10 protein-coding genes are annotated in these 11323 nt (G+C 59.7%); 3 read left to right on the top strand and 7 right to left on the bottom strand.

Annotated elements, in window-relative coordinates:
* The 7 genes from BLW21_RS08370 to BLW21_RS08340 all read right to left on the bottom strand — a co-directional run.
* Positions 1-842, bottom strand: an 842-nt coding sequence (locus BLW21_RS08370) for an ATP-binding protein (protein WP_139255135.1), incomplete at its 3' end; no start/stop codon positions are given.
* Between the two features lie 110 nt (positions 843-952).
* On the bottom strand, positions 953-1453 hold the full coding sequence (locus BLW21_RS08365) for a hypothetical protein (RefSeq protein ID WP_092738998.1): 501 nt from the start codon (positions 1451-1453) through the stop codon (positions 953-955).
* 12 nt (positions 1454-1465) lie between these two features.
* Positions 1466-2551, bottom strand: coding sequence for a glutamine-hydrolyzing carbamoyl-phosphate synthase small subunit (carA, locus tag BLW21_RS08360; protein WP_092738997.1), 1086 nt, complete (start codon positions 2549-2551; stop codon positions 1466-1468).
* Positions 2552-2670: 119 nt separating this feature from the next.
* Positions 2671-3834 (bottom strand): aspartate aminotransferase family protein, encoded by a 1164-nt coding sequence (locus tag BLW21_RS08355; protein WP_092738996.1) that lies wholly within the window; start codon positions 3832-3834, stop codon positions 2671-2673.
* A 135-nt stretch (positions 3835-3969) separates the two neighbouring features.
* Entirely contained in the window at positions 3970-4959 is a 990-nt protein-coding gene (gene argC / locus BLW21_RS08350; protein WP_092739012.1) for an N-acetyl-gamma-glutamyl-phosphate reductase, read from the bottom strand.
* 148 nt (positions 4960-5107) lie between these two features.
* A complete protein-coding gene (gene argG / locus BLW21_RS08345; protein ID WP_092738995.1) occupies positions 5108-6298 on the bottom strand; it encodes an argininosuccinate synthase in 1191 nt (396 codons plus the stop codon).
* Between the two features lie 136 nt (positions 6299-6434).
* Positions 6435-7004, bottom strand: a complete 570-nt coding sequence (locus BLW21_RS08340; RefSeq protein WP_092738994.1) for a GNAT family N-acetyltransferase — start codon at positions 7002-7004, stop codon at positions 6435-6437.
* 572 nt (positions 7005-7576) lie between these two features.
* On the opposite strand from BLW21_RS08340, the gene argB reads away from it, so the two are divergent.
* The 3 genes from argB (at position 7577) to argH (ending at position 10939) form a co-directional block, all read left to right on the top strand.
* Positions 7577-8359, top strand: coding sequence for an acetylglutamate kinase (argB, locus tag BLW21_RS08335; protein ID WP_092738993.1), 783 nt, complete (start codon positions 7577-7579; stop codon positions 8357-8359).
* Positions 8347-9441 (top strand): M20 family metallo-hydrolase, encoded by a 1095-nt coding sequence (locus tag BLW21_RS08330; RefSeq protein ID WP_092738992.1) that lies wholly within the window; start codon positions 8347-8349, stop codon positions 9439-9441. Before argB ends, BLW21_RS08330 begins: the two co-directional genes overlap by 13 nt.
* Before the next feature lie 181 nt (positions 9442-9622).
* Positions 9623-10939 (top strand): argininosuccinate lyase, encoded by a 1317-nt coding sequence (gene argH, locus BLW21_RS08325; RefSeq protein ID WP_092738991.1) that lies wholly within the window; start codon positions 9623-9625, stop codon positions 10937-10939.
* The last annotated feature ends 384 nt before the right edge of the window (positions 10940-11323 follow it).

The raw sequence follows: 11323 nt of genomic DNA, 5'->3' as shown, positions 1-11323 counted from the left end.
GCGTACTGAATGTTGCACTCGCCCACGATGCCCAGGTGGCGGATGGTCTGGATGCCGATGGTGCGCAGCTTGTGGTACTCGCGGTTGCTGAGCGTCTGCGAGGGGGCCACCACGATGCTCTCGCCGGTGTGGATGCCGATGGGGTCGAAGTTCTCCATGTTGCAGACCGTGATGCAGTTGTCAAACGCATCGCGCACCACTTCGTACTCCACTTCCTTCCAGCCTTTGAGGGACTCCTCCACCAGAATCTGGTCGGAGGTGGTGAAGGCCTGCCGGGCCAGGGCCCGCAGCTCGTCCATGTTGTTGGCGAAGCCGCTGCCCAGCCCGCCCAGGGCAAACGCGGCCCGCACGATGATGGGGAAGCCGATTTGCTCGGCGGCGGCCAGCGCCCCGTCCAGGCTGGTGCAGGCCACGCTGCGGGCCGAGAGCACGCCAATCTGGTCGAGCTTGTCCTTGAAAATCTCCCGGTCCTCGGTGTCGATGATGGTCTGCACGGGCGTGCCCAGCACCTGCACGTTGTAGTTCTCGAATACGCCGGCGCGGTACAGGGCCACGGCGCAGTTCAGCGCCGTTTGGCCGCCAAAGGCCACCAGGATGCCGTCGGGCTGCTCTTTTTTGATGACTTGCTCCACGAAGTAGGGCGTCACGGGCAGGAAGTACACGTCGTCGGCCATGTTGTCCGACGTCTGCACGGTGGCGATGTTGGGGTTGATGAGGATGGTGCGGATGCCTTCCTCCTTGAGCGCCTTGAGCGCCTGCGAGCCGGAATAATCGAACTCCCCGGCCTCCCCAATTTTGAGGGCGCCGGAACCAAGGATGAGCACTTTGTTGGGTTTGTTCATGCGAAGGGTTGGGTTCTTTTTGAACGTCTTGAACGTCATGTTGAGCGGAGCGCAGCGGAGTCGAAACATCTCTACCGCTTCGTTGTGGTCAGCCGGCCCACGTTTCTAAATTAGTGGCTTGCCAAATGCAGCTTATGTGCTAACTCTTCACTGATATTCAGAAACAGTTTATTGAATGAGCAGGTGCACTCGCCAATTTGCTGTCCATCAGAATTTCTGAATTGAATAGTCCAAGAAATATCTTCAGTTTCGATTTCTCCTACCAGTCTGACTTTCAGTCCATTTTGAAAAGTAAGTATGATAGTGCCTTCGTTCTCTTCTTCTACATCTTGAACTATTGCCTGCGTTAATAGGCCCATCAAAAAGACTCTGGCAGGCTCTTCTGGCCCATTGTTATTTGCTATATTGAATGGAGCTGACTGTACCCACTTATTCCACTCAATCTTATCTGCTAGTTCAATTTCGCTGACAACTAGATAGGCGCTAATATCAAGGCTGTCACTAAAAAAATCACACTCAAAGGCAGTGATATAGTAAGTGAATCTTGTGAAGTAGGTGCCGAAAAGCGCCGTTTTCAATACTTTGAGAATCTCGCTTTTATCTGTTGTCATGGCTGGCAAGAGTTATTTGGCTGTTGTAGCCTTGTACTCCACCACCGCTTTCAAAAAGTCATCAAACAGAAACTCCGTATCCTGCGGGCCACCAGCCGCTTCGGGGTGAAACTGGGTGGAGAAGAACGGCTTGGTTTTGTGCTTGATGCCTTCGCAGGTGCCGTCGTTCAGGTTCTCGAACAGCATGTCCCACTCGGCGGGAAGGGTGGCAGTATCGACCGCGAAGCCGTGGTTTTGGCTGGTGATGTAGCAGTGCTGGGTGCCGGTGAGCTTGACGGGCTGGTTGTGGCTGCGGTGGCCGTATTTGAGCTTGAACGTGTCGCCGCCCGCCGCCAGGCCCATGAGCTGGCTGCCCAGGCAGATGCCGAAAATCGGCTTGTCCTGTTGCAGGGCTTTTTGCAGGTGTGCGATGGTGGCTTCGCACATTTTGGGGTCGCCGGGGCCGTTGCTCAGGAACAGGCCGTCGTAGTCGAGGGTCGTGAAATCGTAGTCCCAGGGCACGCGAATCAGCTCCACGTCGCGCTCCAGGAAGCAGCGGATAATGTTGGTTTTGGTGCCGCAGTCCACGAGCACGATTTTGTGCTGGCCGTGGCCGTAGTGCTGCACGCCGGCCGGGCTCACCTGGGCCACCAGGTTGTCGCAGTTAGGGTCATGCAGGGGCACGTCGGTTTCGGCTACTATTTTGCCCAGCATGGCGCCTTTCTCGCGCAGCTTCTTGGTGAGCATGCGCGTATCGACGCCGCAGATGCCGGGGATGTTGTACTCTTTGAGCCAGTCGCCGAGGCTTTTGGCGGCGTGCCAGTGGCTGTGCTCCTCGGAGTAGTAGCTCACCACGAGTCCGGCAATGTGGATTTTATCAGACTCGAAGATCTTTGAAATCGACTCGTACAGGTCTTCGCCGGGCACGCCGTAGTTGCCCACCATGGGGGTGGTGAGCACCAGAATCTGGCCGGCGAAGGACGGGTCGGTGAGGTTTTCGGGGTAGCCGGTCATGGCCGTGCTGAACACCACCTCGCCCGCGGCGGAGGTAAATGCACCGAAGGATTCGCCCTCAATGGAGGTGCCGTCTTCAAGAACGAGTTTTACTGTTTGGGACATGTCGTGGGTTGTAGAGACGCGTATTCGCGTCTCAATCGTTGCTGACGTTGTGTATTCCGGTTCGATGGCCCGCGGGCCGTTCAACGACGAGACGCAAAATATTGCGTCTCTACCTCGTGCTAATCCAGCGCCGAGGCTTGCTGGATGGCTTCGACTGATTTTGCGGTCAGCGCATACAGCGCCTGCAAAAACCGGTCAACCTCGGCCCGGGTGATGTTGAGCGGCGGCAGCAGCCGGAGTACCGTGGGGTCGGAGGCATTGCCCACGAAAATGTGGTATTCGGTGAGCAGCTTGTCGCGCACGTCCTTGATGGGGAAGTCGTATTTGATGCCCACCATCAGGCCGCGGCCGCGTATTTCTGCGGCGCCGGCGTGGGCCAGCAGCTCGGTGCGGAGGTAGTTGCCCAGCTCGGTGGCGTGGGCCAGCAGGTGTTCATCTTCGATGACTTCGAGCACGGCCAGAGCGGCGGCGCAGGCCAGGTGGTTGCCGCCGAAGGTGGTGCCCAGCAGGCCATAGGAGGCTTGCAGCTTGGGTGAAATCAGGATGCCGCCAATGGGGAAGCCGTTGCCCATGCCCTTGGCCACCGAAATGATATCGGGCCGCAGGCCGGCGTGCTGGTGCGCGAAAAACTTGCCGCTACGGCCGTAGCCGCTCTGCACCTCATCGGCAATAAGCAGCACGTCGTTGGCCCAGCACAGCAGCGCCAGGTGCCGCAGAAACTCATCGGAGGGCCTGATGATACCGCCCACACCCTGAATTGGCTCCACGATAACCGCGCATACGTCGCCGCCGTGCAGCACGGCCAGCACTGCCTCTAGGTCATAGTCCACGAAAGTCACGGCGTGGCCGGCGTTGAAGGGAGCCACGATTTTCGGGTTATCGGTAGCCGCCACCGCGCCGCTGGTGCGACCATGAAACGCGCCTTTGAACGCCACCACCCGGGTTTTGCCGGTGTGGAAGGAAGCCAGCTTCAGCGCATTCTCGTTGGCCTCGGCCCCCGAGTTGCACAGAAACAGCGTGTAATCCTCGTAGCCCGACACCTCGCCCAGCTTCTGCGCCAACTGCGTCTGAATCGGGATCTGCACCGAGTTGGAGTAGAAGCCGATGTTCTGCAGTTGCTCGGTGAGGCGTTGCACGTAGTGCGGGTGGCTGTGGCCGATGGAAATAACGGCGTGGCCACCATAGAAATCCAGGTATTCCTGGCCCTGGTCGTCCCACAGCTTCGCGCCGAGCCCCTTCACGGGCGTGATGTTGACGAGCGGATAAACGTTGAAAAGCTCCATGGTTTTTGGTGTTAATCCCACTGTTCCCAGGGTTGAAACTCTGGGCTAGTCAGCGAAAAAGCGAAGTAGGAAAGGCGTCCGGACGTTACGTAGCCCAGTGCTTTAGCCCTGGGAGACTTGCGCCATCGGCATCATTTAAAACAGCCCGGCCTTTAGCCCCAACCCCGTCGTTTCCGGCAGGCCAAACAGCAGGTTCATATTCTGCACCGCCTGGCCCGAGGCGCCTTTTACTAGATTGTCAATCACCGAGGTAATCAGGAGCTGCTTGCCCTGTTTCTGCACGTGCAGCAGGCATTTGTTGGTGTTGACCACCTGCTTGAGGTGAATTTCCTTGTCCGACACCGTGGTAAACGGCGCGTCGGCGTAAAACTGCTGGTACAGCGCCCGCGCCTCGTCCTGCGTCAACTCCGAGGGCGTGTAGACGCTGGCGAAAATGCCCCGCGCGAAATTGCCGCGGTAGGGGATGAAGTGTATCTCGGCCTCCGACTGCGGCTGCAGCTGCGCCAGGCTCTCCCCGATTTCGCCGAGGTGCTGGTGCGTGAAGGGCTTGTAGATGGACACGTTGTTCGAGCGCCACGAGAAATGCACCGTTTCCGCCAGGCTCTGGCCCGCACCGGTCGAGCCGGTAATGGCCGACACGTGGATGTCATCGGTGAGCTTGCCGGCCTGGGCCAGCGGCAGCAGCGCCAGCTGAATGGCCGTGGCGAAGCACCCCGGGTTGGCAATACTCTGGGCCTGCTGGATGCGGCTTTTGTTCAGCTCCGGCAAGCCGTACACGAACTCGCGGCCTTCAAACTCGGCATCATCGGCCAGGCGGAAATCGTTGCTCAGGTCGATGACGTGAGTGGTTTCGGGCAGGACGTTTTTGAGCAGCCAGGCTTTGGAGTTGCCGTGGCCCAGGCACAGAAACACCACGTCCTCATCGCCGTCCAGCTCGGAGGCGAACACCAAATCGGTTTCGCCCACCAGGTCGTCGTGTACCTGGTACACGGGGTTGCCGGCGTTCGAGGAGCTCACGATGCCGCCCAACTCCACGAACTCGTGGTGCAGCAGAATACGGAGCAGCTCCCCGGCGGTGTAACCCGCGCCGCCTACGATGCCGGCTTTTATTTTGGTGTCTTGCATGTTCTGATGGTTCACCTCACCCCCCGGCCCCCTCTCCTCGCGGAGAGGGGGAGCCACGGCGGCACTGACGTACATATTAAGAGGGAGCTAGCGCTAAGGCTAGAAACTAGTCCCCCTCTCCCCGAGGAGAGGGGGTTAGGGGGTGAGGTTACGCGTTGAACGAACCGTGAATCTTCAGCTGGTTGCTGAAAATCTTGATAAAGCCCTTGGCGTCGCGGCCGTCCCAGGCGTCGTTTTCCTCGCCGTAGGTGGCCACTTTAGAACGCATCATGTCGAACTTCGACTCAATGCCCTGCAGCTCGAAGCGGTAGGGCAGCAGCGTCACGAACACCGTCCCCGACACCCGCTCCTGCGACGACTCCAGGAAGGCCTCGAAGTCGCGCATCACCGGGTCGAGGTACTGGGCCTCGTGCAAGAGTGTACCGTACCAGTTGGCCACGTAATCCTTGTGCAGCAGCTGCCAGCGGCTGGACGTGTGCTTTTCCAGCAAGTGGTGAGCCTTGAGCAGTATTAGCGGGGCGGGCGCCTCGAAGCCCACGCGGCCCTTGATGCCCAGAATCGTGTCGCCCACGTGGGTGTCGCGGCCGATGGCGTAGGTGCCGGCCAGCTCGTTTAGGGCCTGAATCAGGGCCACCGGGTTCATCGTTTCGCCATTCAAGGCCACCGGCTCGCCCTGCTCGAAGGTGATTTCCACCTGGGTTGGCTCCGTGGCGCTGAGCTGGGTCGGGTAGGCCGACTCGGGCAGAGCCTTGTCCGAAGTCAGCGTTTCGACGCCGCCCACGCTGGTGCCCCAGATGCCCTTATTGATGGAGTACTTGGCCTTTTCCCAGCTCATCTCGAAGCCGTGCTGGTTAAGGAAGTCGATTTCCGCCTGACGCGACAGTTTCAGGTCGCGGATGGGCGTGATGATTTCGGTGTTGGGCGCAATAACCGAGAAGGCCACGTCGAAGCGGACCTGGTCGTTGCCGGCCCCCGTGCTGCCGTGGGCGATGTAATCGGCCTGGTGCTCGCGGGCGTACTCGGCCAGGGCCAGGCTCTGGAACATGCGCTCGGCACTCACGCTCAGCGGGTAGGTGTCGTTTTTGAGGATGTTGCCGAAAATCAGGTAGCGCAGGCAGTCCTTATAGAAGCGCTGGGTCACGTCGATGACCTCGTGCTTCGAGGAGCCCAGCTCGTAGGCGCGCTTCTCAATGGCGGCCAGCTCTTCCTCCGAAAAGCCGCCCGAGTTGACGATAACCGTGTGCACTTCCAGACCCAGCTCGCGGGTCAGGTACACCGCGCAAAAGGACGTATCCAATCCGCCGCTGTACGCTAAAACTACCTTTTTCTTGTTGGACATGAGATATGGAGAAGTGAGAGGAGAAGACTGTAGCAACCTATCTGTCATCTTGAGCGGAGCGAAGGACCTTATCCCGCTTGAACGTATCGTTTATACGTGATAAGGTCCTTCGCTTCGCTCAGGATGACAGGCGGTTCTACCCTTCCTGACTCAGGATTTCGATGGATTGCTGGCTGAAACGGTCCTGGAGCTTGTCGTACACCATGCCGGTGCAGAGACACATTTTGCGCTCGTTTTCCTGCAGGATGGGGTAGTTTTTGCAGCTCGCGCAGCCCTTCCAGAAGTCCTCGCTCTGGGTGAGCTCGGGGAAGGTAACGGGCCGGTAGCCCAGCTCGCTGTTGATCTTCATCACGGCCGCGCTGGTGGTGATACCGAAGATTTTGGCCGCCGGGTACTTGGTGCGCGACAGCTCGAACACGCGCTCCTTGATGGCGCGGCCTAGGCCCTCCTTGCGCAGCTCAGTGTTGACAATCAGCCCGGAATTGACGACGAATTTGGCGTCTTCGAAGGTTTCAATATAGCAGAAACCGGCCAGCACTCCATCAATGAAGGCAATGATAGAATCACCCTTGACCATCTTCTTCATCAGATAGTTAGGGTCGCGCTTGGCAATACCGACGCCCCGCTGACGGGCTGATTCGGCATACCACTGGCATAGGGTTTCGGCGTACTGCGCATCGGCAGCTTCGGCGACTCGGAGCAACATGACGGAGGAGCGGTTAGCTGCCTAATGGGGCAGCACAAGTGAAGACACGAAAGCAGAAAGGCGGCGCGGGCCCAGTGGGTGGGCCGGGTGCCGAAAACAACCGGCCGCAACGCTCAGGCAGCAGGCTCGGCGGCGGCGAACCGGGAGGGCGGGACATTCCGGCACCAAGCCGAAAAAAACACGCGGAAGCTTACACTCGGACTAGGAACAGGTGATTCGGAAAAAATTCTCGGGGGCGGGCCGATGGGCGGGCCCCGAACCGGCTCTTCGGCGACGAAGAACACGGAAATACCAGTGCGGCCAGCTTAAGCTGGCATAATTCGCACGACCATGTTTGGTCGTCGCAGAAGCGCAGTAGTAGAGAGGTGAATCATATGCGGGCGCCGCAGGGCGGCAGGTAGGGCCTTCCGGATGTTAAAATGACTTAAAGCCGAAATGCGTTGCAAACGTAAATGTTTTTTTTCGGAAACTTTGCCGCGTCGGCCGCAAAAAAAATTCACTGGGCTTAGCTGGCTGGCCCCGTATAGGGTGTTTCCGCCCCCCTCCCCGTCCCTTCTCCCCGTATTCGTGTTATGGCTGAAACCCTGAAAATCTTTAAAATCGGCGGCGCCATTCTCGATGAGCCCGCCCAGCTGGGCCGCTTCGTTGCCGCGCTGGCCCAGGTGCCCGGTCCCCGACTGCTGGTGCACGGCGGCGGCCGCGGGGCCAGCCAGTTGCTTACGCAACTCGGACTCCAACCCCAGCTGGTGCAGGGTCGCCGCATCACTGATGCCGCAACGCTCGACATCGTGACCATGTTCTACGCCGGCAAAACCAACAAGCAATTGGTAGCTGGTCTGCAGGCTGCGGGGGCCAATGCGCTGGGCCTCTCGGGGGCCGATGGCAACGCCATACGGGCCGTGCGCCGGCCGGTGGGCGCCATCGATTACGGCTTCGTGGGCGACCTGCCGGCAGATGCGGTGAATACTAGCCTGCTGGAGCTGCTGCTACGCGCTGGTATTCTGCCCGTGCTCTGCGCTATTACCCATGACGGCCACGGCCAGCTGCTCAACACCAACGCCGATACCATTGCCAGCGCCGTGGCCGTGGCCCTGGCGCCGCGCCGCGCCGTGGAGCTGCATTTCTGCTTCGAGAAGAACGGCGTGCTGGCCGACGTAAACGACGAAAGCTCGGTGATTGAGCGCCTGACAGCCGCCGAATATGCCCAACTAAAAGCCGCGGGCATCATTGCCGCCGGCATGGTGCCCAAGCTCGATAACGCCTTTGCGGCGCTGGAAGCCGGCGTGGAGCGCGTGGTAATTGAAAACGCGCTCCGCCTTAATGAACCCGTAAAAACCGTGCTATGCCGGAGCTAAACGAACCGCTGCTAAGCCAACTCACCAACGACGCCATTCAGCTGCTGATTCAGCTGATTCAGACGCCTTCGTTCTCACGGCAGGAAGACCAGACGGCCGAGCACCTTGTCCGTTTCCTGACGTTCCACGGGGCCCGGCCCGAGCGTAACGCCCACAACGTGTGGGCCGTGAGCCGGCACTACGACCCCGCCCGGCCCACCGTGCTGCTCAACTCCCACCACGATACCGTGCAGCCCGGCACCAGCTGGACCGCCGACCCGTTTGGGGCTGCTTTGGATGGCGACTGGCTGACGGGCCTTGGCAGCAACGACGCCGGCGCTGCGGCCGTGAGTTTGCTGGCTACATTCCTTTATTTCGAGCAGCATCCACCGGCCTTCAACCTGATTTGTGCCATCACGGCCGAGGAGGAAATTTCGGGCCCCGACGGTATTCGCCGGCTGCTGCCGCTGCTACCCGAAATTGAGTTGGGCATCGTGGGCGAACCCACGCAAATGGCCCTCGCCGTAGCTGAAAAAGGGCTTATAGTACTCGACTGCACTGCCCACGGCCGGACAGGACATGCTGCCCGCGAAGAAGGCGAAAATGCCCTCTACAAAGCCCTCGACGATGTTCAGCGGCTGCGCGACTTCCGGTTCGAGCGGGTTTCGGAGCTGCTGGGGCCGGTGAAGCTGACGGTTACCCAACTCCAGGCCGGCAGCCAGCACAACGTGGTGCCCGACCGTTGCACTTTTGTGGTCGATGTGCGCACCAACGAACTGTACACCAATAAGGAAGTCGTGGAAATCGTGCGCGGGCTGATTGGCTCTGAGGTGGTGCCGCGCTCCACCCACCTCAACTCCTCGCGCATTGCCCCCAGCCACCCACTGGTGCAACGCGGGCTGGCGCTGGGCCGCCGTACCTTTGGCTCGGTCACGCTCTCCGACCAGAGCATGATGCCCTTCACCACCGTCAAAATCGGCCCCGGCGACTCGGCCCGCTCCCACACCCCCGACGAGTACATCCTGCTCAGCGAAATAACAGCCGGCGTGCGGGGCTACGTGGAACTGCTGAGTGGTTTTAAGCTTTTAGCTGACAGCTACTAGCTGTTAGCTTCGTTCTTCAACTTATCCTTGATAAGCCGCCAGAACTCATTTTACCGCTGCGCATACCTTCGCGAACCGCTGCGAAAAAACCACCTGAACGGCCCGGCAGAATATTCAGCCTGCGTCGCAAAAACATAAGCTAGCAGCTAGCAACTGTCAGCTAAAAGCTTAATAACCAACCATGAAAATCTGGGATAAAGGCATTGCCGTCGATAAGAAGATTGAGCAGTTTACCGTGGGCCGCGACCGGGAGCTGGACCTGTACCTAGCTCCGTTTGATGTGCAGGCCTCGCGGGCCCAGGCCAATATGCTGGCGGCGGCGGGGCTGATTTCGGCGGCCGAAAACGCGCAGCTCCAGCAGGGCCTGGGCGAGCTGACGCAGCAGCTGGAAGCCGGCACCTTCGTTATCGAGCCCGAATACGAGGACGTACACTCCAAAATTGAAGCCTACCTGACCGAGAAGTTCGGCGACGCGGGCAAGAAAATCCACACGGCCCGCTCGCGCAACGACCAGGTGCTCACGGCCCTGCAGCTGTTTATCCGGGACTACTGCCGCCGCACTGCCGCCCGCACGCTGGAGCTAGTGGAGGTGCTGCTGACCAAGGCCGAAGCGCACCAGACCGACCTGATGCCGGGCTACACCCACTTCCAGGCAGCCATGCCCAGCTCGTTCGGGCTCTGGTTTTCGGCCTACGCCGAGCACTTGCTCCTCGACCTGTCGCTGTTTGAGGCCGCCTACGCCGTGGCCGACCAGAACCCACTGGGCTCGGGCGCGGGCTTCGGCTCCTCCTTTCCCATCGACCGGCTGCAAACCACCCACGAGCTGGGCTTCGGTAACCTGGCCGTGAGCAGCGTGGGGGCCCAAATGCTGCGCGGCAAAACCGAGCGCACCCTCGCCTTCGCACTGGCCGGCATGGCCGCCACGCTGGCCAAAATGGCCTACGATTTGGTACTCTACAACTCGCAGGATCTGGCTTTCGTGGAGCTGCCGGCCGCCTTCACCACGGGTTCCAGCATCATGCCCCACAAAAAGAACCCCGACGTATTCGAGCTGATTCGGGGGCGCTGTCAGGTGCTGCAGGCGCTGCCCAACACGTTGCTGCTGGCCACCGCCGGCCTGCCCAGCGGCTACCATCGCGACTTTCAGCTGCTCAAGGAAACCCTCTTCGAGCCGATGACGCAACTGCTCGACATTCTCGACATTGTGCTTTTCGCTCTGCCAGAGCTGCGCATCAAGCCCGACTTACTTAATCAGGCTAAGTACGACGCCGTGTTTTCGGTCGAGAATATAAACCAGCTTATTCAGGCGGGCGTGCCCTTCCGAGAGGCGTACAAGCAGGTGGGCCGGGCGGTGGAGGATGGCTCCTATCAACCGCACCGCGAATTTCAGACTACGCACTTGGGTAGCGTGCATAACCTGGGACTGGCCGAGATTCGGGATAAGGTGGCGCGGTTCCGGAATGGCAGCCGCCTCGGCGAGCCACAGACAGACAGTTAAGACGTACTGGCCAAAATTTTACACTTCTCGGTAACAGCTCACTTTTCAGCATCTTACCGCCTCTGCTTGCATGGTAAGTGTTTGCTCACCCCATCAAAGTGAGCTAACACTTACTGGCTTTCAAAATCATTGTGTAAGTTTGCTCCCGCTAACGGCTGCTGACTCCCACTAGGCACCGTAGGCCAATTCCCCACCCTGATTACCCGGATGCACTCCCACCCACATCCGGCCTTCTCCGAAAGCCGCGCGGCCCTGCCCCGGCGCTGCCGCCCGCCGGCTTTTGGAACACACGTAGCCGGCCGATTCGGAATCCCCGAATCGGCCGGCTACTTTTTGGGGTACCCGGGGCTACTTATTTTGCGGCTGTTGCATCGATTTAGGCTT

The organism is Hymenobacter psychrophilus, from assembly GCF_900107135.1.
GTDB classification, from domain to species: domain Bacteria; phylum Bacteroidota; class Bacteroidia; order Cytophagales; family Hymenobacteraceae; genus Hymenobacter; species Hymenobacter psychrophilus.
The sequence above is the reverse complement of the archived record's forward strand: the minus strand, read 5'-3'. Positions and strand labels throughout refer to the sequence as shown.

What these genes read in the sequence shown, in the direction of transcription:
- BLW21_RS08365 (WP_092738998.1), bottom strand. Translation starts at nt 1,453, where the DNA reads ATGACAACAGATAAAAGCGAGATTCTCAAAGTATTGAAAACGGCGCTT.
- carA (WP_092738997.1), bottom strand. Translation starts at nt 2,551, where the DNA reads ATGTCCCAAACAGTAAAACTCGTTCTTGAAGACGGCACCTCCATTGAG.
- BLW21_RS08355 (WP_092738996.1), bottom strand. Translation starts at nt 3,834, where the DNA reads ATGGAGCTTTTCAACGTTTATCCGCTCGTCAACATCACGCCCGTGAAG.
- argC (WP_092739012.1), bottom strand. Translation starts at nt 4,959, where the DNA reads ATGCAAGACACCAAAATAAAAGCCGGCATCGTAGGCGGCGCGGGTTAC.
- argG (WP_092738995.1), bottom strand. Translation starts at nt 6,298, where the DNA reads ATGTCCAACAAGAAAAAGGTAGTTTTAGCGTACAGCGGCGGATTGGAT.
- BLW21_RS08340 (WP_092738994.1), bottom strand. Translation starts at nt 7,004, where the DNA reads ATGTTGCTCCGAGTCGCCGAAGCTGCCGATGCGCAGTACGCCGAAACC.
- argB (WP_092738993.1), top strand. Translation starts at nt 7,577, where the DNA reads ATGGCTGAAACCCTGAAAATCTTTAAAATCGGCGGCGCCATTCTCGAT.
- BLW21_RS08330 (WP_092738992.1), top strand. Translation starts at nt 8,347, where the DNA reads ATGCCGGAGCTAAACGAACCGCTGCTAAGCCAACTCACCAACGACGCC.
- argH (WP_092738991.1), top strand. Translation starts at nt 9,623, where the DNA reads ATGAAAATCTGGGATAAAGGCATTGCCGTCGATAAGAAGATTGAGCAG.